The organism is Salinibacterium sp. dk2585 (assembly GCF_008001035.1).
Taxonomy (GTDB): domain Bacteria; phylum Actinomycetota; class Actinomycetes; order Actinomycetales; family Microbacteriaceae; genus Homoserinimonas.
Window position 1 is genome coordinate 1,360,159 of record NZ_CP042856.1, and the last position, 25,902, is coordinate 1,386,060.

The window sequence follows — 25,902 nt, forward strand, 5'->3', positions numbered from 1 at the left end:
TGACCACATGCAGCGCGTCGTCCTCGTCCTCCCGGTCGAGCCGCTCGGCGTCGATGACAGCTTTCGTGTCGACCGGTGGCCGCTCCACATCACCGTCGTGCCGCCGTTCACAGCGCGCGTTTCATTGGCCGAGATCGTGCGGCTCGCGCACTCCGTGGCGCAGGGTGAGGAGCCGTTCACCGTCACGGTGGGCGATGAGGCCCTCTTCGGGAGAAACCACGATGTGCCGGTCAACCTCATCGTCGAGGAGGAGCGCCTGTTCCGACTCCGACAGAGGCTCACGGACGCGCTCGTCGAGGCGGGAGCCGGCGCGCCGAAGCATCCGTTCTCGCCTCACATCACCATGAAGGACCACGCGCGGGCGTATGCCGGGGATTCGTACCTCATCGACAGGCTCGCCGTCGTCGACATGGCACCGCGCTCAGACCCGAAGGGGCGAAGGGTGCTCGCGATCGCGCCATTCGGGCCTCACACGGCCTGAAGTCTGGTCAGGACTCCGGAACCGCGTTGCCGGGGAGCTGGGTCGCCCAAGCTGGTGCGACGGCGTTGCGCGCGTCACCGACGCGGTGCACGCGAAGGTCGTTCGTCGAGCCGGGAATTCCGGGAGGCGAACCCGAGATGACGATAACGCGATCGCCGATCTCCGCGAGCCCCTTGCTCAGAAGCACCTCGTCGACCTGACGGTACATCGCGTCGGTGTGGGTCACGCGCGCGACCTTGAAGCTCTCTACACCCCAGCTCAGCGACATCCGTCGCTCAATGGACTCCTCAGGAGTGAAACCCAGGATCGGGATGGGGTTGCGCAAGCGTGTCATGCGTCGCACGGAGTCGCCCGACTCTGTGAAGACGCAGAGGTACTTGGCCTGGACGAACTCGGCAACCTCTGCCGCGGCGAGCGTGATCGCGCCACCCTGCGTGCGCGGCTTCGTGCCGAGCGGAGGAACTCGCTCGAGGCCGTGGTCCTCGGTCGACGCGATGATGCGGGCCATCGTCTGGACGGTGACGACGGGGTACTCCCCCACGCTCGTCTCGCCGCTCAGCATGACCGCGTCGGCGCCGTCGAGGACGGCATTGGCCACATCGGAGGTCTCGGCGCGTGTGGGAATGGGGTTGGAGATCATCGACTCGAGCATCTGGGTCGCGACGATGACGGGCTTCGCCATGCGGCGGCACAGCTCGACCGCACGCTTCTGCACGATCGGGACGGCCTCGAGTGGGAGCTCGACGCCGAGGTCACCGCGGGCGACCATGATGCCGTCGAAGGCGTCAATGATGGCCTCAAGGTTGTCGACCGCCTGCGGCTTCTCGATCTTCGCGATGACGGGCACGCGGATGCCCTCCTCCGCCATGATCTCGTGCACGCGGGTGACGTCGTCGGCGTTGCGGACGAAGCTCAGCGCGATATAGTCAGCGCCCAGCTTGAGACCCCAGCGCAGGTCATCCTCGTCTTTCTCGGACAGGGCCGGCACATTGACCGCGACGCCCGGGAGGTTGATGCCCTTATTATTCGACACCGTGCCGGCAACGACGGTCTCTGCGACGACCTTCGTCTCGTCGGAGGAGATCGCCTTCAGCTTCACGCGGCCGTCGTCGATCAGCAGGACGTCGCCCGGCTTCACGTCGGCAGGCAGCCCCTTGTAGGTCGTGCCGCAGATGTCTACGGTGCCCTCGATGTCCTCTGTGGTGATCGTGAAACGGTCACCGACCTCGAGGAAGTGCGGGCCGTCGGCGAACTTGCCGAGACGGATCTTGGGACCCTGGAGGTCGACGAGCACGGCGATGGGCCGATTCGTCGCAGCAGCGGCCCGCCTCACGTTGCTGTAGACCTCTTCGTGCACGGTGTAGCTGCCGTGGCTGAGGTTCATGCGAGCGACGTTCACACCCGCCTCGATCAGGGCCCGGATGTTCTCATAGCTTGAGGTCGCAGGCCCGAGGGTAGCAACGATCTTGGCGCGTCTCATTCAGTTCTCTCCGTCGGGCACACAGGTCTGGGACGGTACCCAAGCCTATTGCCAAAACCCCCGCCGACGTAAGCATCACAAGGCCAGCGGCCGGTCACTCGGGCGGACAGGGGCGGGGAGCAGCGTGTCGCCCTCGAGGAAGCGATCCACCTCGGCCGCGGCAGCCCGGCCCTCGGCGATTGCCCACACGATGAGGGACTGGCCGCGACCCGCGTCGCCCGCGACGAAGACACCGGGGTGCTGGGTCTCGTAGTTGGCGCCGCGCGTCGGCAGGGTGCCGTCGAACGGGACGGCGAGCTGTGCCTCGAGGTCCTGCTGCTCCGGTCCCGTGAACCCGAGCGCGAGCAGCACGAGATCAGCGGGGATCTCGCGCTCCGTGCCCGACTTTGGTACGCGACGCCCGTCGATGTACTCGGTCTCAGCCACGCGGATCGCCCGGACCTCTCCCACGTCGTTCGAGAGGAACTCGACGGTCGACGCAAGGTAGACCCGCTCGCCGCCCTCCTCGTGCGCCGACTGGACCTCGAACAGGGTCGGAGTCGTCGGCCACGGCTGGTGGTCGGGCCGTTCGACTGGCGGCTGCATGCCGATCGCGAGGTTCGTCACCGAGAGCGCCTTCTGCCGGTGCGCCGTTCCGATGCAGTCAGCACCCGTGTCGCCGCCGCCGAGGACCACGACATGCTTGCCCTCGGCCGTGATCTGGTCGACGACCTGGTCGCCAGCCACCGCACGGTTCTGCTCAACGAGATACTCCATCGCAAAGTGCACGCCCGCGAGGTCGCGACCCGGGATGGGAAGGTCGCGCGGCACCGTCGCGCCCGTCGCGACCACGACAGCGTCGTAGCGAGCACGAAGGTCAGACCAGGAGATGTCGACGCCGATGTTCACGCCAGCGCGGAACCGGGTTCCCTCCGCCTGCATCTGCTTCAGCCGGAGTTCGAGTACCCGCTTCTCCATCTTGAAGTCAGGGATGCCGTAGCGCAGCAGGCCGCCGATGCGGTCGTCGCGTTCGAACACCGCGACCGTGTGCCCGGCACGGGTGAGCTGCTGTGCAGCGGCGAGGCCAGCGGGGCCGGAGCCGACCACAGCAACAGTCTTGCCGGTCAGCCGCTCCGGCGGGTGCGGCTGCACCCAGTCGTTGCCCCACGCCTGGTCGATGATCGACACCTCGACCTGCTTGATCGTCACGGGCGGCTGGTTGATGCCCAGAACGCAGGAGCTCTCGCACGGTGCAGGACAGAGGCGGCCCGTGAACTCGGGGAAGTTGTTCGTCGCGTGGAGACGCTCGATCGCCTCGCGACCCTCACCGCGCCGCATGAGGTCGTTCCACTCGGGGATCAGGTTGCCCAGCGGGCAGCCCTGATGACAGAAGGGGATGCCGCAGTCCATGCAACGACCAGCCTGACGACGCAGCGTTGCCGCATCACCCTGCTCGTACACCTCTTTCCAATCCATGAGGCGCAGGGCGACAGGCCGGCGGGCGGGCAGTTCACGTTCTCGGGTCTTCAGGAATCCCTTCGGATCAGCCACCCGTCACCTCCATGATGCGAGACCACACGACGTCGCCGTCGGGGTCGAGTCCTTCATTGATGGCCGCCTCGCGTGCTTCGATCACGGCGGCGTAGTCGCGCGGTACGACCTTGACGAAGCGTTCCATGGTCGCCTCGCCGCCCTCGAGCATCCGCTTGGCGAGCGTCGAGCCGGTCTCAGCAACGTGGCGCTCAAGGAGGTCAGTCACGATTGCGACATCCCCGCTGCCGAGCGGCTCGAGGAGGAGTTCGCCCGTGGAGAGCGACTCGCGGTTCACGCGCTCCCGCGTGAGTTCGTAGACGTACGCGGTGCCACCCGACATGCCGGCACCGAGGTTGCGGCCCGTCGAGCCCAGGATGAGCGCCAAGCCGCCCGTCATGTATTCGAGCGCGTGGTCCCCCACCCCTTCGACCACGCCCGTCGCGCCGGAGTTGCGCACGAGGAAGCGCTCTCCCACACGGCCGCGGATGAACATGCTTCCCCGCGTCGCGCCGTAGCCGATCACGTTGCCCGCGATGACGTTGAGCTCGGCCGGGAAGACGGCGTCGCGGTCGGGGCGAAGGACGATGCTTCCCCCCGAGAGACCCTTGCCGACGTAGTCGTTGCTGTCGCCCTCGAGGCGGATGGTGATGCCAGAGGGGAGGAAGGCGCCGAGGGACTGCCCGGCAGAGCCGCGAAGTCGCACGTCGATCGTGCCATCAGGCAGGCCGTGCTCACCGTGGGCGAGCGTGACTCGGTTGCCGAGCATGGTGCCGACGGCACGTTCGGTGTTGCGCACCGCCAGCTCGATCGTGACGGGGGTGCCGTTCTCCAGGGCTGCTGCTGCCTGCTGGATGAGCCCGACATCGAAGTGACTCTCGAGCTCGTGATCCTGGACGGTCAGGTTGCGCTTCGGCTCATCGGGAGCGAAGTCGGGGCCTACGAGGATCGGCGAGAGGTCGAGCCCCTCTGCCTTCCAGTGCTTCACGGCACGGTCGACATCGAGCAGCTCGCGGTGGCCGATCGCCTCGTCGAGGGAGCGGAAGCCCAGCTCCGCCAGGTACTCGCGGATCTCCTGCGCGATGAACTCGAAGAAGTTCACGACGTACTCGGCCTTGCCAGTGAAGCGCTCGCGCAGCTCAGGGTTCTGAGTGGCGACCCCGACGGGACAAGTATCGAGGTGACAGACGCGCATCATGATGCAGCCGGAGACCACGAGCGGCGCGGTCGCAAAACCGAACTCCTCCGCGCCGAGCAGCGCTGCGACGATGACGTCGCGACCCGTCTTCAGCTGGCCGTCGACCTGCACGACGACGCGGTCGCGCATGCCATTGAGCATGAGTGTCTGCTGGGTCTCGGCGAGCCCGAGTTCCCACGGGGTGCCGGCGTGCTTGAGCGAATTGAGCGGGCTCGCCCCCGTGCCGCCGTCGTGGCCGGAGACCAGGACGACATCCGCCAGGGCCTTGGACACACCGGCAGCGACAGCGCCGATGCCGTTCTGGCTCACCAGCTTGACGTGCACGCGGGCCTCGGGGTTCGCACGCTTCACATCGAAGATGAGCTGCTTGAGGTCTTCGATCGAGTAGATGTCGTGGTGCGGCGGCGGGGAGATGAGGCCGACTCCCGCCGTGCCGTGCCTGGTGCGCGCGATCCACGGGTAGACCTTGCCCGCGGGAAGCTGTCCGCCCTCGCCGGGCTTGGCCCCCTGCGCCATCTTGATCTGGATATCGGTGGCGTGCGTCAGGTACATGCTCGTGACGCCGAAACGACCGGATGCGACCTGCTTGATCGCACTGCGACGCTCCGGGTCGAGGAGGCGGTCGACATCCTCGCCGCCCTCGCCGGTGTTGCTGCGGGCACCGAGTCGGTTCATCGCGATCGCGAGAGTCTCGTGAGCCTCCTTGCTGATTGACCCGTAGCTCATCGCGCCCGTGTTGAAGCGCTTGACGATCTCGGAGACCGGTTCGACCTCGTCGATCGGCACGGGCGTGCGCGTGTCGCTGCGGAGTTCGAAGAGCCCTCGAAGGGTCATGAGGTTCTTCGCCTGGTCGTCAACGAGCCTCGTGTAATCCCTGAAGATGTCGTAGCGACGCGTGCGAGTCGAGTGCTGCAGCCGGAAGACCGTGTCGGGGTTGAACAGGTGCGGCGGTCCCTCGCGGCGCCACTGGTATTCGCCACCGGTCGAGAGTCGCTCGTGTGCTCGCGAAGTGCCCTCCTCCGGGTATGCGGAGAAGTGGCGCGCGAGGTTCTCGGCCGCGATGGCCTCCAGGCCGACGCCGCCGAGTTTCGTCGTGGTGCCGGTGAAGTACTCGTCGACGAGCTCCTGCGAGAGGCCCACTGCCTCGAATGCCTGCGCACCGATGTAGGAACCCACGACGGAGATGCCCATCTTCGACATGATCTTGAGCACGCCCTTGCCGAGCGCCTTGATCAGGTTGTGCACGGCCTCATCCGGGCTCACGCCCGTGATCGTGCCGTTTCGCACCAGCTCCTCAGCGGTCTCCATTGCGAGGTACGGGTTGACGGCGGAGGCCCCGTAGCCGACGAGGAGGGCCACGTGGTGCACCTCGCGCACGTCGCCGGCTTCGACGATGAGCCCGACCTTGAGGCGGTTCTCCCGCCTGATGAGGTGGTGGTGCACTGCCGAGAGGAGCAGGAGCGACGGGATGGGCGTCATGTCCTTGTTCGAGTCTCGGTCCGAGAGCACGATGAACTTCGCGCCTCGTTCGATTGCATCATCGACCTCGTCGCAGATCGCCCTGAGGCGGTTGCGCAGCGCATCCTTGCCCTCGTCGAAGTGGTACAGGCCCTTGACCGTGGTCGTCGTGCGGCTGCCCGGGGACGAGTCGATGCGAGTGATCTTCGCGAGTTCGTCGTTGTCGATGACGGGGAAGTCGAGCGTGATCTGGTAGGCGTGCTCGGGCGTCGCGGCGAGCAGGTTGCGCTCGGGCCCGAGCCCGCAGCGCATCGACGTCACGACCTCCTCGCGGATCGAGTCAAGCGGCGGATTCGTGACCTGCGCGAACTGCTGCGTGAAGTAGTCAAACAGGAGGCGTGGACGCTCGGAAAGCACCGCGATCGGGGTGTCTGACCCCATCGCGCCGATGGGCTCCGCGCCGGATGCGGCCATGGGGCCGATCAGGATGCGTACCTCTTCCTCGGTGTAGCCGAAGGTGCGCTGGCGGCGAGTGACGGAAGCCGGCGTGTGCACGATGTGCTCACGCTCAGGGAGATCCCGAAGGTTGATGCGGCCGCTGTCGAGCCACTCCTGCCATGGTTGCGCCGCAGCGAGCTGTCCCTTGATCTCGTCGTCCTCGATGAGCCGACCCGCTTCGGTGTCGACGAGGAACATGCGTCCGGGACGCAGGCGGCCCTTGCGCACCACCCGACTCGGTTCGACATCAAGCACGCCGATCTCGCTTGCGAGCACGACCAGGCCGTCGTCCGTGATGAGGAAGCGACCGGGGCGAAGGCCGTTACGGTCGAGCGTCGCGCCGACGAGGCTCCCGTCGGTGAAGACGAGTGCGGCTGGACCGTCCCACGGCTCCATGAGCATCGAGTGGTATTCGTAGAACGCGCGCCTGGCGGGGTCGATGTCCGCTTGGTTCTCCCATGCCTCGGGCACCATCATCATCATGGCGTGTGGGAGCGAGCGACCTGAGAGCTGCAGCAATTCGACGACCTCATCGAAGGAGGCGGAGTCGCTTGCGCCCGGGCTCACGATCGGCATGAGCGGCGCGAGGTCGCCCAGCAGTTCGGACTCGAGCTGCGACTGGCGCGCGCGCATCCAGTTGCGGTTGCCCTGCACCGTGTTGATCTCGCCGTTGTGCGCGATCATTCGGAACGGCTGCGCGAGAGGCCACGACGGGAAGGTGTTGGTCGAGTAGCGCGAATGCACGAGCGCAAGCTTCGACGCGAAACGCTCGTCAGCCAGATCGGGGTAGAACGGCTGCAACTGGAGCGTCGTGACCATGCCCTTGTAGACGAGGGTGCGCGAGCTCAGCGAGGGGAAATAGGAGCCCAAGACGCGTTCGGCGCGCTTCCGCAAGCGGAAAGCGCGCCGATCGAGTTCGAGGCCGGAGAGCAGCTGGCCGTCGCCGCCCTGGTTGCTGGAGATGAACAGCTGCTCGAAGGCCGGCATAGCCTGGCGGGCAAGGTTGCCGAGCACGCCGGGCACGACCGGAACCTCTCGCCATCCGAGTACCGTCAGTCCCTCTTCGCGCGCGAGGTCTTCGATCGCACCCTTCTCGGTGGCGCGAGCGTCAGCGTCGAGGGGAAGGAACGCCGTGCCGACGGCGTAGTGGCCTGCGCGAGGCAGGTTGAAGTCGACGACCTCGCGGAGGAAGGCGTCAGGAACCTGCACCATGATGCCCGCGCCATCACCGGTGCCGGCGTCGGAGCCGATGGCGCCGCGGTGCTCGAGGTTGCGCAGCGCCTCGAGTGCCGTCTCAACGATGTCGTGGCCTGGCGTTCCGCGAAGCGTGGCAACCATCGCGAGGCCGCACGCGTCGCGCTCCTGGTCGGGGCTGTAGAGCCCAGCTGCCTCTGGCAGCGCGGAGAACCGGGAAAAGGGGTTCGGAAGAGTCATGGGGACCGTCCTCAGGGTTGGAACAAGTGGGACGTCGCTGGCCCGCTGGAGAAACTCTTTCCGGCTCGCTGATTACCGACCGGAAGAGGGGGTGGTGCTCGACTCGCTTGTGGCAGTCTCGCTTGACGACACCTCGTCCGACGAGGCGTTTGGACTGACCACTGCCCTGTAGTCATCGTCGTTGTCGGAGTAAGTGTCGTCAGAGTGTACAACACCCTCCGGCTCCCACGATCGACCGGGCACGTACGGGCTCGGCTCGAGTCCTGGATGCCGGCGCGCCTGCACCATCATGATGATGATGCCGACGACGATCGCGAAGATGGCGGCCCACACATTCGTGCGGAGGCCGAAGAACACCTCGCTCGGGTCGACCCGGATCGACTCCCAGACGACGCGACCGGCCCCGTACCAGATGAGGTACAGGCCGAAGGTTCTCCCCCACTGGAGCGTCAAGCGACGCGAGACGGCAATGATGACAAACGCACCGAGCAGGTTCCAGATCACCTCGTAGAGGAAGGTGGGGTGGAAGAGGGTGTCATCAGGGAGTCCGACGGGGAAGGCGGGATTGTCGGGCTCGATCTCGAGGCCCCACGGCAGGTCGGTCGGGGTACCGAACAGCTCGTGGTTGAACCAATTGCCGAAGCGGCCGAGGGCCTGGGCGATGAGCAGACCCGGGGCGAGGGCATCCGCATAGGTCCAGAACCGCAGTCCTGTCATGCGGCAGCCGATGTATGCGCCGACCGCGCCGCCGAGGAGCGCGCCGAAGATCGCGATCCCGCCCTCCCAGACACGGAACACGGCCAAGGGGTCTGCGCCCGCGCCGAAGTAGTCGTCTGGATGGGTCACGACGTGGAAGATGCGAGCGCCGACGATTCCGAGGAGGACGGCGAAGAGGCTCACGTCGATGACGATCCAGGGTTCAGCGCCACGGGCGGTCAGGCGACGGTTCGTCAGCCACGCGGCCACGAGGATGCCGGTCAGGATGCACAGCGCATAGGCCGTGACTGTGATGTCGAGCGTGAACCACTCAAGCCCGAGTTCGCGGAGCCACGCGCCGATGTTGAACGCGCGCCACTCTTCGCTCGGGCTGGGGATGCTGGAAGGCACGAACACGCGACAACCTTTCGTCGGGAGCGGTCTGCAACAGCGAGCAGCCCGCGGGGAAAACTAGTTAAGCGTAGTACCGGCGGAGAGTGCCGCCGCCGTCTCGGCGAGCTTCGCCACTCCCCCGTCTGCGAGAGCCTTCACTAGCGCGGTTCCTACGATCGCGCCGTCCGCGTACTCGAGGACCTGGTGCACCTGGTCAGGATTCGAGATGCCGATGCCGACGCACGCCGTGCGGGCGCCCGCATCACGGAGGCGTGCGATGAGCGTGCGTGCCGCGGCATCCAGGTCGGTGCGAAGCCCCGTGATGCCCATCGTGGATACCGCGTAGACGAAGCCGCGCGTTGCCTCCACCGTGCGCTTGAGTCGTTCATCGCTCGAGGTTGGCGCGGCGAGGAAGACCCGGTCGAGGCTTGTCCTGTCGCTCGTAGCGATCCACTCGTCGGCGGCATCGGGGGTGATGTCAGGAGTGATGAGGCCAGCGCCTCCTGCGGAGACGAGCTCGTCGGCGAAACGGTCGACCCCGTACTGGAGAACGGGGTTCCAGTAGGTCATGACCAGCACCGGCACATCGACGCGGGCGCGGATCTGCTCGACCGCCGTGAAGACGTCGCGCACGCGAAAGCCCTGTTTCAGCGCCTCTTGCGTGGCCCGCTGGATCACGAGGCCATCCATCACGGGGTCGGAGTACGGCACGCCGAGCTCGAGGACATCGACGCCGTTCTCCGCGAGTGCCACGGCCGCGTCGACACTGGTTGCGAGGTCGGGGAAGCCGACTGGCAGGTAGCCGATGAGCGCGCCGCTGCCTTCGTCCCGGCGACGCTGGATGACGGACTCTACAGACGCCGTGTTCAGCGATCCATTCATGCCTGTCGCGCCCCCTCATCGAACAGTCCGAACCACTCCCCGGCAGTCGCCACATCCTTATCGCCGCGGCCGCTGAGGTTCACGAGGATCGTGGACTCGGGGCCCAGCTCCTTGCCCAGCTTCAGCGCGCCGGCGAGGGCGTGCGCGGACTCGATGGCGGGGATGATGCCCTCCGTGCGGCTGAGGAGTCGCAGGGCATCCATCGCCTCCGTGTCTGTCGTTGGCCGATACTCGGCGCGCTTGATGTCCGCGAGCCAGGCATGCTCCGGCCCGACACCCGGATAGTCGAGTCCCGCCGAGATCGAGTGGGACTCGATCGTCTGGCCGTCTTCGTCCTGCAGGAGGTAGCTGCGCGCCCCATGGAGGACTCCCGGCCGGCCCTTACTGATCGAGGCCGCGTGGCGAGGCGTGTCAACGCCATCGCCCGCCGCCTCAAAGCCGAAGAGACGCACATCGGGGTCGTCGAGGAAGGCGTGGAAGATTCCGATGGCGTTCGAGCCACCACCCACACAAGCAGCGACGGCGTCGGGCAGGCGACCGGTCAGCTCCTGCACCTGCTCGCGTGCTTCCTCACCGATGATCTTCTGGAAGTCGCGCACCATCAGGGGGAACGGATGCGGGCCAGCGGCCGTGCCGAACACGTAGTTGGTGGTCTCGACCGAGGTGACCCACTCGCGGTAGGCCTCGTTGATCGCATCCTTGAGCGTGCGTGATCCGGTCGTCACAGACACGACCTCGGCACCCAGCAGCCGCATGCGCGCCACGTTGAGCGCCTGGCGCTGCGTGTCGACTTCGCCCATGTAGACGGTGCACTCGAGCCCGAACAGTGCAGCCGCCGTCGCGGTGGCCACGCCGTGCTGTCCGGCGCCCGTCTCCGCGATGACACGAGTCTTGCCGAGTCGCTTCGTGAGGAGCGCCTGGCCCAGCACGTTGTTGATCTTGTGTGAGCCCGTGTGGTTCAAGTCCTCCCGCTTGAGGATGACCCGCGCGCCTCCGGCGTGCTCTGCGAAACGAGGCACCTCCGTGATGATCGACGGCCTCCCCGTGTAGGAACGGTGCAGCTCACGCAGCTCTGCCTGGAATGACTCGTCCGTGCGGCACGACTCATAGGCCTCGGCGATCTCGTCGATGGCGGCGATGAGGGATTCCGGCATGAAGCGTCCGCCGTATTCACCGAAGAAGGGGCCGGTGTTGTCACGCAGCGACATGTGCTTGGGGTTCCGTTCGTGGAGGCCGTCAGACGGCGAGGAAGTCCTGGAGGGTGCGCACAGGGTCGCCCTGGGTGACGAGTGCCTCGCCGACCAGCACGACGTCAGCCCCTGCAGCGCGGTAGTGGGCGACATCCGCTGCAGACTTCACCGCGGACTCGGCGACCCTGATGACGCCGGCCGGGATCTGTACCGCGAGTTCACCGAAAAGGTTCTGATCAAGCTCGAAAGTCGACAGGTTGCGAGCGTTGACGCCGACCAGACCCGCTCCGAGGTCGAGCGCGCGGCTCAATTCCTCGGCGCTGTGGGTCTCGACGAGCGCCGTCATTCCCAGCTGGCGAATCAGCGAATACAGCGAGGCCAGGCGGTCCTGGTCAAGCGCGGCGACGATGAGGAGCACGATGTCGGCTCCCGCTGCGCGAGCCTCGAAGACCTGGTACGGGTCGCCGATGAAGTCCTTGCGGAGCACGGGCAGCGACACGGCGCTGCGCACGGCCTCGAGGTCGTCGAGGGAGCCGCCGAACCTGCGCTGCTCAGTCAGCACGCTGATCGCGCTCGCCCCTCCCGTCTCGTAGGAGACCGCGAGAGCGGCGGGGTCTGGGATCTCTGCCAAAGTGCCGCGCGAGGGGCTCGCTCGCTTAACCTCCGCGATAATCTTCACCCGGTCTGCGGGGGAAAGCGCCTCGATCGCATCGATCGCCGGAGGACGTGCGAGCGCGAGGGCCTCGACCTCGTGCAAGGGACGCTCAGCACGACGCGCTTCGGCGTCCGCAAGCGCCCCGGCTAACAGGTCATCTAGCACTGCGCGTCAGTGATCCTTCGGCGTGTAGCGGTGCCCGCCGGCGCCGTAACCGACCTTCGCCATGATCCAGCCCACGATCAGGCCGACGACGAGGAGCCCGGCGGATGCCCAGACCAGGGCAGGCATGTCGAACCAGAACGCCAGCGTGCCCGCGGCAAAGGCCACGAGCATGATCGTGACGGCGGTCCAGGCTGCCGGAGAGTGGCCGTGGCCGGGATCGGTGTTGTGGTCGCTCACTGAAACTCCTTCTCGGTGCGATCTGGCAAGTCTATCGTGACCCCGACGGGCTCGTCGGGTCATCCCCGCCGCTGAGCGAGTCCCAGTCGGATACCTTCGACGGAGCGGCGGCTGTCGTGTCAAGGGCGCCGGCCGCGGTGTCATAGCGCGCCGAAGCTGAGCCCCAGCCGCGCGAGTTCAGCGCCAGCACGACGCCCCATACGAACACCAGCGCGCCGGTGATAAGGGCGACCATGGGCCACGGAGTGATCTCGAGCGCGACGACCGCGGATGCGACTGCCGCATCGCCCTCGAGCCCGGTCGAGGAGACCACGGATGCCGTCGCCGCACGGAGGGGGTCGATGAGCGTACCGGAGGCGACCGCCACGACGGCGGCGCCGAGCAGCATGAAGATAACCGAGAGCACGACCCGGACCATGCGCGACGCGATCGCGAGGGCCGCGACGAGCGCCATCATGGCCAGGGCAAGGGGCGCCAGGGCGGGCGCTGCAGTGTCTCCCCCGACCGGGATGCGCTCTTCGAGTGAGATCCCCGGTGCGAGGGTGCTCGTGATCCACGTTTGTGACCACGCCAGCAACACTGTGCCGCCCAGCAGGGCGCTCACTGCCAGCGCGATCGGCTTCGAGCGGAGGAGGCGGGTCATCCGTCGATCCGTCGCATGGCATTCGCGATTGCGACGGCGCGGAGGGGTGCTGCTGCCTTGTTCTTCGCCTCTTGGTGCTCGAGCGCAGGGTCGGAGTCAGCGACGAGACCGGCTCCGGCCTGCACTCGGGCGACACCTCCTGCAATCGTCGTGGTGCGGATGGCGATGGCAAGGTCGATGTCACCCGCGAGGCCGAAGTAGCCCACCACTCCCCCGTAGAGACCGCGGCGTGAGACCTCGAGTTCGTCGATGATTTCGAGCGCCCTCGGCTTCGGCGCTCCCGAGAGCGTGCCCGCGGGGAAGGTCGCAGTGAAGACATTGAGCGGGGATGCCTCATTCCGCAGGTCGCCCTCGACACTCGAGACGAGGTGCATGATGTGGCTGTATCGCTCGACCTGCATGAACTCGGTCACCTCAACCGAACCCGGTTCGCACACCTTCTGCAGGTCGTTGCGAGCGAGGTCGACGAGCATGAGGTGTTCCGCCCGCTCCTTGGGGTCGCGCAGTAGGTCGTCTGCGAAGGCGACGTCCTCCTCTGGAGTGGCCCCGCGCGGACGCGAGCCGGCGATCGGATGGCTGAAGACGCGGCCGTCCTGCACCTTGACGAGTGCCTCAGGGGAGGAGCCGACGACCCAGTATGGTTCGCCACTTGCCGACTCGAGCGAGAGGAGGTACATGTACGGGCTCGGATTGAGCGTACGAAGCACCCGGTAGACGTCGATCGGCTGGGCCGTGATCTCATGGTCGAAACGCTGGGAGATCACGACCTGGAACACGTCGCCGTCGCGGATGAAGCGCTTGGATGCCTCGACCATGCCGGTGTAGTCCGACTCGGAGATGCGGGGCTTCGGCGTTGGTGCGAGCGACATGTCGACCTCGGCCAACCATGCCTCGGCGGGCCGCGAGAGACGTTCCTGCAGGCCATCGAGGCGAGCCGAGGCATCCGCCCAGAGTTCCTCGGGCGTCGACACGCCGTCGTTGAGCGCGGCAACGACCAGCAGCACCGACCCGGTGCGGTGGTCCTTCACGGCGAGCTCCGAGACGAAGCTCATCGCCTGCCCGGGGAAGTCATAGTCGGCTGGGGGTGCGTCCGGGAGCCGCTCGATCTGGCGCACTGCCTCCCAGCCGATGAACCCGACGAGTCCGCCGGTGAGAGGGGGATGCCCCTCGACCTTCGGCGTCGCCCAACGGCGCTGCAGGTGGTCGAGTGCGGCGAGAGGACCGTCGGGAATCGCTTCGCCGAACGCCCTCGACTCGTCGAGACCGTAGTCGAGCCACTGGGCACGGTCATCGTGCTCCGTGAGCACCCCGAACGATGACACCCCGATGAAGGAGAAGCGGGACCAGATGCCGCCCTGCTCCGCCGACTCGAGCAGAAAGGAGCCAGGCCGGCCGTCGGCAAGTTTGCGGTAGATGCCGACCGGGGTCTCCCCGTCGGCGAACACCTCCCTGATCACGGGGATGACGCGGTGCGTCGGGAGCAGGGCATCGAACTGTGCCCGTGTAGTCGAATCATTCATTGTCTGGACTTCCCAAGGCCGGCTCGAGCGGGTCGACATCGAAGCAGCGGCGCGCCCCCGTGTGGCAGGCGGGCCCCACCTGGTCGACGCTCACGAGGATCGTGTCTGCGTCGCAATCGAGGGCGGCACCACGGACGAACTGCATGTTGCCCGAAGTGTCGCCCTTGCGCCAGTACTCCTGGCGAGAGCGAGACCAGAAGGTGACCCGACCTTCCGTGAGTGTTCGGCGGAGCGCCTCGGCGTCCATCCAACCGAGCATGAGCACCTCGAGTGTGTCGTGCTGCTGGATGATGGCGGGCAACAGCCCATCGCTGTTGAACGCCGCCCGCTCGATCACGGCGTTGACATCGGCTCCGGTCATGAGCGTCGCCTCCTAGCGCACGGTGAAGCCAGCGTCGCGCAGGCCTCCCTTGACGTCGGCCACCGTCAGCTGGCCGAGGTGGAATACGGATGCCGCAAGCACGGCATCGGCCCCTGCCGCGATCGCGGGTGGGAAGTGCTCGACTGCGCCGGCTCCCCCGCTCGCGATGACGGGCACCGAGCTGACCTCACGCATGGCGGCGATGAGCTCAAGATCGAAGCCTGACTTCGTGCCGTCGGCGTCGATCGAGTTCACGAGGAGCTCGCCTGCACCGCGCTCGATCGCCTCGCGGGCCCACTCCAGGCCGTCGCGCTCGGTCTCTGTCCTGCCACCGTGCGTCGTCACGACGAAGCCGGATGGGGTGCGTTCGGAGCGCTTGAGGTCGAGCGAGAGTACGAGCGCCTGTGAGCCGAAGCGGTCTGCGATCTCCGAGAGCAGCTCGGGTCGAGCGATCGCGGCGCTGTTGACCCCGACCTTGTCTGCTCCGTGCCCCTGCAGCCGGGCCACGTCATCCGCGCTTCGGACACCGCCGCCCACCGTGAGCGGAATAAAGACCTGCTCGGCCGTCGCCTGCACCACGTCGTACATGGTCGCCCGGTCATCGACCGTTGCGGTCACGTCGAGGAAGGTGATCTCGTCTGCGCCCTGCTCGAAGTAGCGGCGCGCGAGCTCAACCGGATCTCCCGCGTCGCGAAGGTTGAGGAAGTTGACCCCCTTGACGACACGCCCCGCCGCGACATCGAGGCACGGGATGACTCTCACGGAGACGGTCATGTCAGAGCCTCGCAGCGTGGATGGGGCTCACGAGGATTGCGCGAGCGCCGAGGTCGTAGAGCTCGTCCATGATGCGGTTCATGCCGACCCGGCGCACCATGACGCGGACAGCGACCCACGTCTCATCCCTCAGGGGAGACACGGTCGGCGACTCAAGGCCCGGCGTGATGGCCGACGCCTTCTCGAGAAGCCCGATGGGAAGGTCGTAGTCCATCATGACGAACTGGCGTGCGACCAGTACGCCCTGCAAGCGGCGCTGCAGCGTGGAGATCCCGGGGATGCTCGCGTCGGCGCTGATGAGCACGGCGCTCGACTCGAGGATGACCGGCCCGAAGATCTCGAGGCCCTGGGCTCGAAGCGTTGAACCGGTCGAGACGACGTCGGCGACGGCATCCGCGACCCCGAGCTTGACGGCCGACTCGACGGCGCCATCGAGCTTGACCAGTTCGGCGGTCACTCCCCTCTCGGTGAGGAAGTCGCCCACGAGACCCGGGTAACTCGTTGCAACCCGCACACCCTGGAGGTGTTCCAACTCCGAGAAACGCCCAGCAGGGCCCGCGAAGCGGAACGTCGAGTCGCCGAAGGAGAGATTCGTGATCTCCTTCGCGTTTGAACCGGAGTCGAGGAGCAGGTCACGACCCGTGATGCCCACATCGAGGGCGCCCGACCCGACATAGGTCGCGATGTCACGCGGGCGAAGGAAGAAGAACTCGACGTCGTTCTGGGGGTCGGCGACCGTCAGGGCCCTGGGGTCGCGGCGGCCCGCGTAACCGGCCTCGTGCAGCATCTCGGCTGCGGTTTCGGCAAGGGAGCCCTTGTTGGGCACTGCAATGCGAAGCATCATTCTCTCTCTGTGGGCCGGATGCCGGTGTCGAACGTAACTGGAGGCGGTGGCTCAGAGATGTCGGTAGACGTCTGCCGTCGACAGGCCCTTCGCGAGCATGAGCACCTGCAGGTGGTACAGCAGCTGCGAGATCTCCTCTGCCGTCTCCGTGTCGGACTGGTACTCGGCGGCCATCCAGACTTCGGCGGCCTCCTCGACGATCTTCTTGCCGATCGCGTGCACACCCGCATCGAGTTCGGCGACCGTGCGGGAGCCCTCGGGACGCTCAGTGGCCTTGGCCTCGAGCTCAGCGAACAGGTCATCGAACGTCTTCACGGTGTCAAGGGTACTAGCCCCGGAAGGGCCGGACGCCCATGCGCTCAGCTAACGCCGAGCAGGTCGATCACGAAGATCAGGGTGCGACCCGAGAGCTGGTGCCCGCCACCGGCCGGTCCGTAGGCGAGGTTGGGCGGGCAGATCAGCTGGCGACGGCCGCCGACCTTCATGCCGGGGATGCCCTGCTGCCATCCGGCGATCAGGCTGCCGAGTGGGAAGTTGATGGACTGGCCGCGGCTCCACGAAGAGTCGAACTCCTCGCCGCTCTCCAGGTCGACGCCGAGGTAGTGCACGTCGACGGTCGCTCCGGGCTTTGCCTCAGCCCCCGTGCCGACCTCGATATCGGTGACGACGAGCTCGGTCGGGGCCTCGCCCTCGTAGAAGTCGATCTCGGGCTTCGTGCGGTTCGTGTCAGTCATGTGACCATCCAAGCAGACGAGAGCGCATGCACGGGCATCCGATCGGTCAATGGTGGTGATGTGACGCAAGCGCAGCGGCTCGCAGCGCCTCAATCTGCGCCGCCGGGTCTCCCGCGTTGTAGACACTCGAGCCGGCGACGAAGGTGTCGGCCCCCGCCTCGGAGGCGATCCCGATGGTCTCCTCTGTGACTCCCCCGTCGACCTGGAGCCACACGTCGAGGCCGCTCCGGGAGACGGCCTCACGCAGTGACGTCAGTTTCGGCATGACCTCGTGCATGAACTTCTGCCCCCCGAAACCGGGCTCCACCGTCATGACGAGCACCTGGTCGAACTCGGTGAGCAGTTCCAGGTAAGGCTCGACGGGGGTGCCGGGCTTCAGCGCGACGCCCGCTCGCGCACCGATCTGCCTGAGCCGCCGCGCGAGCGACACCGCGTCGGCTGCGGCCTCGGCATGGAAGGTGACGGAGTAGGCGCCCAGTTCGGCGTAGCCGGGTGCCCATCGATCGGGATCGTCGATCATAAGGTGCACATCGAGCGGCACGGGAGACACCGCCTGGATGCGCTCGACCATCTGGGGACCGAAGGTCAGGTTTGGCACGAAGTGGTTGTCCATGACATCGACGTGCACGAGGTCGGCCGTCGCGATGCGATCGAGCTCGCTCTGCATGTTGACGAAGTCAGCCGACAGGATGCTGGGGTTGACGCGCACTGGCATGGGGCGAGCCTATCGAGGCACGCGAAGGAGCGAGATGAACATGGCGTCCGTGCCGTGCCGGTGCGGCCAGAGCTGCACCGTGCCATCTGAGTCGCCGAGGTCCAGGGGGGACGTCACGACATCGGCCAGGACAGCGCTCGCGTCGAGTCGTTCGACATCCGGATGCCGTTTCAACACCGAGGCGAGCACGGCACGCGTCTCTGCCAGGTGGGGCGAGCAGGTCACGTAGGCGACGACGCCACCGGGGCGCGTGGCCTTGAGACCGGATTCGAGCAACTCCGCCTGCAGGGAGGCCAGCGCGGGAACATCCTTTGGCTGCTTGCGCCAGCGAGCCTCAGGACGTCGCCGCAGTGCACCAAGCCCCGTGCAGGGGGCGTCGATGAGCACGCGGTCGTAGTGGCCGGGCGTCTCAGTGCCCGCAAGTCGTCCATCGTTCACGGTGACCTGGATCGACGGCGAGATCGGGGCGAGCGCGCGCCGAACCAGTTCGGCCCGCGCCGGCACGACCTCGTTCGCGACAAGGGTGGCACCGGATGCGACCGCCTCGGCCGCGAGCAAGGCGGCCTTGCCGCCGGGGCCGGCACACATGTCGAGCCAGCGCTCCCCGGGCCTCGGCTCAGCGACACGGCTCAGCGCGAGCGCGGCGAGCTGCGAACCCTCGTCCTGCACACGAGCCCGGCCGTCGGCGATGGCGGGGATGCGTGCCGGATCGCCGCCGGAACTCGTCACGGCGAAGGGTGAATGGTGTCCGGGCTCGCCGCTCAGCTCTTCCGGCTTCGAGAGTCCAGGCAGGGCGGCGAGGCTCACGGCCGGGGCGGAGTTGTCGGCCTCAAGCAAGGCCTCCAGCTCGTGCTCCCGGCCCTCCGCGGCGAGTGCCCGGCGCAGGGCACGGACAACCCATACCGGGTGCGAATGCTCGACTGCGAGGCGTTCGTCCTCCGAGCGAGGTGCTGCGAGGACCCGATCGCGCCACTCCCCCGGAGTGCTGCGCGAGATCGTCCGGAGCACGCCGTTGACGAATCCGGTCGCGGAGCGTGAACCGACCTGGCGGGCCTGCGAGACCGCCTCGTCGACAGCGGCATGCGAAGCCACTCGCATCGAGAGCAGCTGGTGTGTGCCGAGACGCAGTACATCGAGGATCGCCGGATCGATCTTGTCGACGGAACGGCCCGCGGCGTGTTCGATGACGGCGTCGTAGTAACCGCGCTGGCGGAGGGTGCCATAGGTCAACTCGGTCGCGAGCGCTGCGTCACCCCCATGCAATCCCGCCCGCTCGAGTTTCACGGGGAGGAGGAGGTTCGCGTAGGCATCCGTCTCTCGCACCGCTGCGATGACCTCGTAGGCAACTCGGCGTGCCGGTTGTACGCTGCCCTGCCGTGGTGCACCGGATGCTGAGCGCTTCATTCCGTGCCTCCAATCGCGTCGAAACGGGTGGGCCGACCCTGCCGTCCGCGCAGCCAGTCCCCCGCAGCCATGGCCTTCTTGCCTGCGGGCTGCACGAGCAACAGCTCGATTGCTGCACCGGCCGTGCCGACCAGAATGCGACCGTCCGCCTCGACCACCTCGCCGGCCTCGAGAGGATGCTCGTGGAGGCCGGGGGCGATTGCCAGGAGCTTGAGTCGCTGTCCCTCGATCTCTGCATAGGCACCGGGTTCCGGCGTCACGCCGCGAATGTGGCCGGAGACGAGTGCCGGGTGGCGATCGAAACCGATGAGTCCGTCGGCCTGGGTGAGCTTCGGCGCGAGTGTGACGTCGCCCTCCTGTGGTTCGGGCCGCGCCTCGCCGCGCGCGATCGAGTCGACGACACGCGTCACGAGTTCAGAGCCCGACGCTGCCAACGACCCGAGGAGGTCGCCGGCCGTGTCGGCGGGCGCGATCGCCTGGGTGAGGTGGCCGAAGACATCCCCGGCGTCTAGCTCCTTGACGAGCTGGAACACCGTCGCGCCCGTCACCTCGTCGCCGGCCATGAGTGCTCGCTGGACAGGGGCGGCGCCTCGCCAGCGCGGCAGGAGCGAGAAGTGGAGGTTGATCCAGCCGAAGGGAGGACGCGACAGGAGTGGTTCCCGCACGAGCCCGCCGTATGCCACGATGACGCCGAGGTCTGGTTCCAGCGCCGTGACAAGTTCGTCGACGCGCTCATCGAGCCGATTGGCCTTGATGGCGGGCACGCCGTACTCCTGCGCCGCGAGGGCGACGGGCGTTGGCGTCATGACCCGCTTGCGCCCCTGGGGCGAATCCTCGCGAGTGATCACGCCCACGACGTCGTGGGACGACGCCGCGAGGGCGCGAAGGCTGGGGACGGCGGCATCGGGAGAGCCGGCGAAGACGAGACGCATAGCGTGGAAACCACTTCTCACTGGATGACGGATTGATCGCCCGTCAGAGGAACGGCTCGGGATCGTCGAACCGCACTCTGAGTTTAGGCAGTGGCGCTCGCTCGTTCGATCCGGGCGAGAGGCGACGGCGACGATTCGCCGCGGCCCGGATTACCTCGGAGCGCAGTGCCGACGCGACCTCAGCCCCTGCGCCATAGTCGAAGCGCACGACGGCGCGAAGGCCATCGTCCGTCAGGGTCGGGCCCAGGACGTCGACGCCCGGCAGGGCCGACACCGCGGCGACGGCATCATCGACCGGCTCACGCGACCCCGTGATCGTCGCGACCCGAACCGCCGGCGGGAAGCGAAGCGTCCGTCGCTCGGCCAACTCACGAGCGACGAAGTCATTCGTGCGCCAGGTCGCGAGCGCCTTGGCGAGGTCCCCGCCGACGCCCACGAGCACGGTCGGCGCCCCCGGTGCCGCGAGGGAAACGGCGCTGGTCCACCAGCGAAGGCAATCCTCAGCGACCGTGAGGCTCTCCCGCGCCAGCATCCGTTCTCCGTCCAGCAGCAAGACGGCTCGGTAGCCGCCCGCGGCCAGCGGCTCTGCTCCTCGGGTCGCGATCACAAGGGCGGGCTTGGCGGGCACGGACTCGAGGGGACGATCGCCGTCGGACACGACGACGCGCACCCCGGGGAACGCCCTGCCGAGGTCGTCGGCCGTGCGCTGGGAGCCCTGCCCCACCGTGCGCATGCGGTCGTGACCACACTCCGAGCAGCGCCAGGCGGTCGCGATGGCTCCGCAGAGTCGACACGACGGTGCGGAGCCGGCCGTTCGCATCGCCAGGGGGCCACCGCAGGTGGCGCAGCGGCACGCGACGCCACACGAGGCACAGGCCAGTTTCGGTGCATATCCGGGCCGTGCCACCTGGACGAGCACGGGGCCGGCCTTCAAGGCCTCCCTCGCCTCCCGCCAGGCGAGCGAGGGGATGCGGGCGACGGCGGCAAAGCCTTCGCCCGATTCCTGCGCAGCTGTCGCTATGACGCGCGGGAGCACGGCACGCTGCGGCTCCACCGCCGTCAGCCACCCGAGCTCGACGAGCCGCTCAGTCTCTGCACTGCGCATGTGCGAGGCGAATATGAGGGCGCATGACTGCTGTTCCTGCCGCACGAGCGCTGCATCCCTGGCGTGCACGTACGGGGCAAGGGGTTCGGAATGAAGCGGGTCGCCGTCATCCCAGAGTGCAATGAGCCCCAGGCGTGCGGCGGGCGCGTAGACGGCGGAGCGATTGCCCACGACGACCTTCGGCCGGTCATCCAGTGCCGTGAGGTGGGAACGGTAACGATCCGGATTCGACTGGCGCGCGTCGCAGCGCACGATGCAGTCGGCGGGCAACACTCCGTGAAGCGCGGCCAGGAGCTGGTTCTGGTCGCGATAGTCCGGCACTGCGAGGATTGCGCTCGTGCCCTCGGCAAGCGCGTGGCTCGCCGCCGCTGCCAGCGTGACCGCCCAATGCGCAACCCACTGCGGCTCGGCGTCGCCCTCCGCGGCTGGAAGGGCCAGGACTCGTGGAATCGCGGAAAGGGCCACACGTTGTCTGCCGGAAATGAGCTCGCGAATGCGCCCCTCGCCATACTCGGGGACCTCGACGGGCGAGACAGGCGTCGTGGCCGATTGATCCTTCGCCTGGCCCGCGGCCTGCAGCCAGGACTTCTCGACGCGAACCTGGCGCCGAGGCACGGCAAGTCTCACGACATCGCTTGCCGTGCCGGCCGCGCGGTCGGCGACGCGTCGCGCCAAGGACCACACCTCGGGGGCGAGGACGGGCACGGTCGAGACGACCTCCTCGAGCGGGCTCAGCTTGCCGTCATAGTCCGCGCCATCGCTGACCTCGACCACGTAGCCGTCCGCGATGCGCCCGACGGAACGAAGCGGCACCCGCACTCGTACGCCGACGGCACAGTCTCCCGCCATGTCGGCCGGAATCTCATAGTCGAACAGTCGGTCGAGCTGCGGCAGGGGGGATTCGATCATGACTCGCGCGACGCGCGTCGAGCCCGCCGGCACTAGAGCCTCGCGGCGGAGCGGAGATCGTCGACGCGGTCCAGCCGCTCCCAGGTGAAGTCAGGAAGCTCCCGACCGAAGTGGCCGTAGGCCGCCGTCTGTGCGTAGATGGGTCGCAGCAGTTCGAGGTCGCGGATAATCGCGGCCGGGCGGAGGTCGAAGACCTGCCGAATCGCGTCGATGATGACGCTGTCTGCCACCTTCCCCGTGCCAAAGGTCTCGACATAGAGTCCGACGGGAGCTGCGCGGCCGATCGCGTAGGCGACCTGCAGTTCAAGACGGTCGGCGAGACCCGCCGCCACCGCGTTCTTCGCGACCCAGCGCATGGCATACGCGGCCGAACGGTCGACCTTGGAGGGGTCCTTGCCGCTGAAGGCGCCACCACCATGCCGTGCTGCTCCGCCGTAGGTGTCGACGATGACCTTGCGGCCGGTGAGCCCCGCGTCTCCCTTGGGACCGCCAATCTCGAACTTGCCGGTCGGGTTCACGAGGAGCTTGACACCCGAGTGGTCGAGTCCGGCCTGCGCCAGCACGGGTTCGATCACGAACTCGCGCATCTCCGCCTCGAGGGCGGCCGCGCCGACGCCGGGAGCGTGCTGTGTCGAGAGCACGACGGTGTCAATCGTCTTCGGCACATGACCCTCGTAGCCGACCGTGACCTGCGTCTTGCCGTCCGGGCGCAGGTAGTCGACATGGCCGTCCTTGCGCATTTCCGTGAGACGCTCGGACAGGCGGTGCGCCAGCCAGATCGGCACGGGCATGAGCTGCGGCGTCTCGGTCGTGGCGAAGCCGAACATGATCCCCTGGTCGCCGGCTCCCTGGCTATTGAAGGCGTCGCCTGTGTCGCCCAGGCGCTCCTCGAGCGCCACGTCCACCCCCTGCGCGATATCGGGCGACTGCGCTCCGATGGAGACGGTGACACCGCAGTTGCTGCCGTCGAAACCAACTTCGGAGGAGTTGTAGCCGATGCGCGTGATGACGTCTCGCACGATCCCCGGAATCTCGACATAACCGTCGGTCGTGACCTCACCCGCGACATGCACGAGGCCGGTCGTGACGAGCGTCTCGACCGCGACGCGGCTGCGGGGGTCCTGCTCGAGGAGGGCATCGAGGATCGAGTCGGAAATCTGGTCGCAGATCTTGTCCGGGTGACCCTCAGTGACCGACTCGGACGTGAAGAGGCGCAGGGAACTGGTCATGGAGCGGAACCTTCGGTCGTGAGGTCAGATGAGCAGGTCAAGGATACGGTCGGCCACCGACGCCTTGGACCCGGATGCCTCCCCGACGATGGCACCCGAGGGGTCGAGCACCGTGATCCTGTTGCTTTCGACGCCGAAGCCCTCCGCCCAGCCGACGCGGTTGAGCACGAGAAAGTCGCAGCCCTTGCGCTTGATCTTCTCGCGACCGAGTCGGAGCATCTCCTCATCGTCGCGCTCCGTCTCGGCGGCGAAGCCGATGATCGTCTGGCCTTCACGCCGCCCCGACGACAGCTCGGCGAGGATGTCGGGGTTGCGCACGAGTTCGATCGAGAGCGTGTCGCCCTGCGACTCCTTCTTGATCTTGGATTCCGACACCGAACTGGGCCGGTAGTCGGCGATCGCCGCAGCCATGATGACGATGTCGTGCCGCGATGACGCTTCCGCCATCGCCTTCCTGAGGTCGGCTGTTGACGACACCCGCACGACGGACATTCCTCGCGGGGCCTCGACCTCACCGTTGGCGAGCACGAGGGTGACGTCCGCCCCGCGACGTGCAGCGGCGGTCGCAATCGCGATGCCCTGTCGGCCCGTCGAGCGGTTACCCACAAAGCGCACGGGGTCGATGGGCTCGCGAGTGCCGCCGGCGGATACGACGATCGAGCGGCCCGTGAGGTCTCGCGGAGCCGCCGCCCCGAGGACAGCGTCAACGAGCACGTCGGGGTCGACGAGGCGGCCGGGGCCGGAATCCGAGCCCGTCAACTGCCCGGAGTCCGGTCCGACGATGACTGCTCCCCGGTCACGAAGGGTCGCGACATTCGCGACGGTGGCCGGATGCTGCCACATCTCGGTGTGCATGGCGGGAGCGACGACGAGCGGGGCCGTGCTTGCCAGCACCGAGTTGCCGAGCAGGTCTTCCGCGGCTCCCGATGCCAGCTTGGCGATCGTGTTGGCGGTCGCCGGCGCGATGACGATGACATCCGCCCGTTGGCCGAGGGCCACATGGCGAACTTCCGCGACGCCCTCGTAGAGCTCGCTGTGCACCTGGTTGCGACTGATCGCCTCGAACGTCGGCTTGCCGACGAAGCGCAGGGCGGCTTCGGTCGCAACCACATGCACGTCGTGGCCTTCCAAGACGAGCCGCCGGATCGCCGCGACGGCCTTGTAGGCGGCAATGCCGCCAGTCACGCCGAAGAGGACATTGAGTCGTTCCGTGTGCGCGGTCGTTGCTGCGTCGACTCCCATATGAGCGAGGCTACTCGGCGAGCGGCTTCGCTACGAGCTTGTCCTCGTTGATCTCGTGGAGGGCGACCGTGAGGGGCTTGTCGTCGATCGTCGAGTCAACGAGTGGGCCCACGTTGTCGAAGAGGCTGCCCTCGTGGAGGTCAGCGTAGTAGTCGTTGATCTGGCGAGCGCGCTTGGACGCGAAGATCACGAGCGCGTACTTGGAATCGACCTTCGAGAGCAGCTCGTCGATGGGCGGATCGATGATGCCCTGTGAACGGTTGACCATGGTCGGAACTCCTTGAATGCCCTCAGTGGGCCGTCGTGCGTCTGCGAGAGGTAGACATCAAGTCTACGACCTCTTGGGCCGCCTCGCTGACCTGGTGGTTGACGACGCGGTGATCGAACTCGTCCTGGGCGGCGAGTTCGACCTTGGCGGTCTCGAGTCGCCGCGCCTGCTCCTCGGCGTCCTCCGTGCCCCGGCCGATAAGACGACGCACGAGCTCCTCCCAGGTTGGCGGGAGCAAGAACACGAGCACGGCCTCCGGCATGGCGGCCTTCACCGAGCGTGCGCCCTGGATGTCAATCTCGAGGAGCACGCTGCGGCCGGATGCTAGGGCTTCTTCGATTGGCCCCCGCGGGGTGCCATAGCGGTAGGCGTTGTGCACGGTCGCCGTCTCGAGCATCTTGCCCGACGCCTCGAGTTCATCGAACTGCTCGTCGCTCACGAAGAAGTAGTTGACGCCTTCGATCTCGCCCGGCCGAGGCGCGCGCGTCGTCGCAGAGACCGAGAGGTGGACATCCGGGAAGTTCTCCCGGATGTACGTGGAGACGGTGCCCTTGCCGACAGCCGTCGGGCCCGCCAGGACGACCAGGCGCCCCTCGCTTTCGTGGGACGCCTCGCGGCTACGGAGCCACTCTTCAAAGCGGAGCCTCTGTCGGCGCCCGAGGCCGCCCACCTTCTTGGAATCCGCGATACCGAGCTCTTGCATGACGGCGGCAACCCGTACGGGACCGAAGCCGGGGATGCTTCCGAGCAGTTCGCGCACCCTGAGCGTTGCTTCCGGGGAACGCTGCTCGGCTTCCCACGCGGCGAGAGCGACATCGAGGGGCGTGCGGGCGCCCGTGGCCACCGCACGCTTCACCGCGGCGCGGGCGCGGCGAGCAGCGACCGCCGCGACCGCCGCAGCTCTCCGATCGACCTCGGGGGGCTTGGAGCTCACCATGACGCCATC

The 25,902-nt window shown here is 67.3% G+C and carries 24 protein-coding genes; 1 reads left to right on the top strand and 23 read right to left on the bottom strand.

The window, feature by feature from the left end; translation table 11 throughout:
* The first annotated feature begins 7 nt into the window (after nt 1-7).
* A complete protein-coding gene (locus tag FVA74_RS06390; RefSeq protein ID WP_147721243.1) occupies nt 8-481 on the top strand; it encodes a 2'-5' RNA ligase family protein in 474 nt (157 codons plus the stop codon).
* 7 nt (nt 482-488) lie between these two features.
* On the opposite strand, the gene pyk is transcribed toward FVA74_RS06390, so the two are convergent.
* The 23 genes from pyk to gmk form a co-directional block, all read right to left on the bottom strand.
* Nucleotides 489-1,961, bottom strand: a complete 1,473-nt coding sequence (gene pyk / locus FVA74_RS06395; protein WP_147721244.1) for a pyruvate kinase — start codon at nt 1,959-1,961, stop codon at nt 489-491.
* 75 nt (nt 1,962-2,036) lie between these two features.
* Nucleotides 2,037-3,491, bottom strand: a complete 1,455-nt coding sequence (locus FVA74_RS06400) for a glutamate synthase subunit beta (RefSeq protein ID WP_147721245.1) — start codon at nt 3,489-3,491, stop codon at nt 2,037-2,039.
* On the bottom strand, nt 3,484-8,058 hold the full coding sequence (gene gltB, locus FVA74_RS06405; RefSeq protein ID WP_147721246.1) for a glutamate synthase large subunit: 4,575 nt from the start codon (nt 8,056-8,058) through the stop codon (nt 3,484-3,486). The genes FVA74_RS06400 and gltB overlap by 8 nt, the downstream gene beginning before the upstream one ends.
* Before the next feature lie 72 nt (nt 8,059-8,130).
* Entirely contained in the window at nt 8,131-9,171 is a 1,041-nt protein-coding gene (gene lgt, locus FVA74_RS06410) for a prolipoprotein diacylglyceryl transferase (RefSeq protein WP_147721247.1), read from the bottom strand.
* A gap of 54 nt (nt 9,172-9,225) precedes the next feature.
* Nucleotides 9,226-10,029, bottom strand: a complete 804-nt coding sequence (gene trpA, locus FVA74_RS06415) for a tryptophan synthase subunit alpha (RefSeq protein WP_147721248.1) — start codon at nt 10,027-10,029, stop codon at nt 9,226-9,228.
* Nucleotides 10,026-11,237 (bottom strand): tryptophan synthase subunit beta, encoded by a 1,212-nt coding sequence (trpB, locus tag FVA74_RS06420; RefSeq protein WP_147721249.1) that lies wholly within the window; start codon nt 11,235-11,237, stop codon nt 10,026-10,028. Before trpB ends, trpA begins: the two co-directional genes overlap by 4 nt.
* 28 nt (nt 11,238-11,265) lie before the next feature.
* Entirely contained in the window at nt 11,266-12,039 is a 774-nt protein-coding gene (gene trpC / locus FVA74_RS06425; RefSeq protein WP_147721250.1) for an indole-3-glycerol phosphate synthase TrpC, read from the bottom strand.
* A 6-nt stretch (nt 12,040-12,045) separates the two neighbouring features.
* On the bottom strand, nt 12,046-12,276 hold the full coding sequence (locus FVA74_RS06430) for a DUF6704 family protein (protein WP_147721251.1): 231 nt from the start codon (nt 12,274-12,276) through the stop codon (nt 12,046-12,048).
* Nucleotides 12,277-12,307: 31 nt separating this feature from the next.
* Nucleotides 12,308-12,919 (bottom strand): Trp biosynthesis-associated membrane protein, encoded by a 612-nt coding sequence (locus FVA74_RS06435; RefSeq protein WP_147721252.1) that lies wholly within the window; start codon nt 12,917-12,919, stop codon nt 12,308-12,310.
* Nucleotides 12,916-14,439 carry an anthranilate synthase component I gene (locus FVA74_RS06440; protein WP_147721253.1) on the bottom strand — a complete coding sequence of 508 codons (1,524 nt, stop codon included), beginning with the start codon at nt 14,437-14,439 and terminating at the stop codon, nt 12,916-12,918. Before FVA74_RS06440 ends, FVA74_RS06435 begins: the two co-directional genes overlap by 4 nt.
* Nucleotides 14,432-14,800 carry a phosphoribosyl-AMP cyclohydrolase gene (hisI, locus tag FVA74_RS06445; protein ID WP_147721254.1) on the bottom strand — a complete coding sequence of 123 codons (369 nt, stop codon included), beginning with the start codon at nt 14,798-14,800 and terminating at the stop codon, nt 14,432-14,434. Before hisI ends, FVA74_RS06440 begins: the two co-directional genes overlap by 8 nt.
* 12 nt (nt 14,801-14,812) lie before the next feature.
* Nucleotides 14,813-15,574 carry an imidazole glycerol phosphate synthase subunit HisF gene (hisF, locus tag FVA74_RS06450; RefSeq protein WP_147721255.1) on the bottom strand — a complete coding sequence of 254 codons (762 nt, stop codon included), beginning with the start codon at nt 15,572-15,574 and terminating at the stop codon, nt 14,813-14,815.
* Nucleotide 15,575: 1 nt separating this feature from the next.
* Nucleotides 15,576-16,415 carry an ATP phosphoribosyltransferase gene (hisG, locus tag FVA74_RS06455; protein WP_147721256.1) on the bottom strand — a complete coding sequence of 280 codons (840 nt, stop codon included), beginning with the start codon at nt 16,413-16,415 and terminating at the stop codon, nt 15,576-15,578.
* 54 nt (nt 16,416-16,469) lie between these two features.
* On the bottom strand, nt 16,470-16,733 hold the full coding sequence (locus tag FVA74_RS06460; RefSeq protein WP_147721257.1) for a phosphoribosyl-ATP diphosphatase: 264 nt from the start codon (nt 16,731-16,733) through the stop codon (nt 16,470-16,472).
* Nucleotides 16,734-16,777: 44 nt separating this feature from the next.
* On the bottom strand, nt 16,778-17,152 hold the full coding sequence (locus tag FVA74_RS06465) for an FKBP-type peptidyl-prolyl cis-trans isomerase (RefSeq protein ID WP_147721258.1): 375 nt from the start codon (nt 17,150-17,152) through the stop codon (nt 16,778-16,780).
* Nucleotides 17,153-17,198: 46 nt separating this feature from the next.
* Nucleotides 17,199-17,867, bottom strand: a complete 669-nt coding sequence (gene rpe / locus FVA74_RS06470) for a ribulose-phosphate 3-epimerase (protein WP_147721259.1) — start codon at nt 17,865-17,867, stop codon at nt 17,199-17,201.
* A gap of 9 nt (nt 17,868-17,876) precedes the next feature.
* Complete coding sequence (locus tag FVA74_RS06475) at nt 17,877-19,271, bottom strand: RsmB/NOP family class I SAM-dependent RNA methyltransferase (protein WP_147721260.1); 1,395 nt, start codon at nt 19,269-19,271, stop codon at nt 17,877-17,879.
* Nucleotides 19,268-20,203: a methionyl-tRNA formyltransferase gene (gene fmt / locus FVA74_RS06480; RefSeq protein WP_147721261.1), complete on the bottom strand. Its 936-nt coding sequence runs from the start codon at nt 20,201-20,203 to the stop codon at nt 19,268-19,270. The genes FVA74_RS06475 and fmt overlap by 4 nt, the downstream gene beginning before the upstream one ends.
* Nucleotides 20,204-20,246: 43 nt before the next feature.
* Nucleotides 20,247-22,250 carry a primosomal protein N' gene (locus tag FVA74_RS06485; protein ID WP_147721262.1) on the bottom strand — a complete coding sequence of 668 codons (2,004 nt, stop codon included), beginning with the start codon at nt 22,248-22,250 and terminating at the stop codon, nt 20,247-20,249.
* The gene (gene metK, locus FVA74_RS06490) at nt 22,250-23,446 is read right to left on the bottom strand and encodes a methionine adenosyltransferase (protein WP_147721263.1); all 1,197 of its coding nucleotides are present in this window, start codon (nt 23,444-23,446) and stop codon (nt 22,250-22,252) included. Before metK ends, FVA74_RS06485 begins: the two co-directional genes overlap by 1 nt.
* 24 nt (nt 23,447-23,470) lie before the next feature.
* Nucleotides 23,471-24,688, bottom strand: coding sequence for a bifunctional phosphopantothenoylcysteine decarboxylase/phosphopantothenate--cysteine ligase CoaBC (gene coaBC / locus FVA74_RS06495; RefSeq protein ID WP_147721264.1), 1,218 nt, complete (start codon nt 24,686-24,688; stop codon nt 23,471-23,473).
* A 10-nt stretch (nt 24,689-24,698) separates the two neighbouring features.
* Nucleotides 24,699-24,956: a DNA-directed RNA polymerase subunit omega gene (gene rpoZ, locus FVA74_RS06500; RefSeq protein WP_147721265.1), complete on the bottom strand. Its 258-nt coding sequence runs from the start codon at nt 24,954-24,956 to the stop codon at nt 24,699-24,701.
* Between the two features lie 22 nt (nt 24,957-24,978).
* Nucleotides 24,979-25,893 carry a guanylate kinase gene (gene gmk / locus FVA74_RS06505; RefSeq protein ID WP_147721266.1) on the bottom strand — a complete coding sequence of 305 codons (915 nt, stop codon included), beginning with the start codon at nt 25,891-25,893 and terminating at the stop codon, nt 24,979-24,981.
* Between the last annotated feature and the right edge of the window lie 9 nt (nt 25,894-25,902).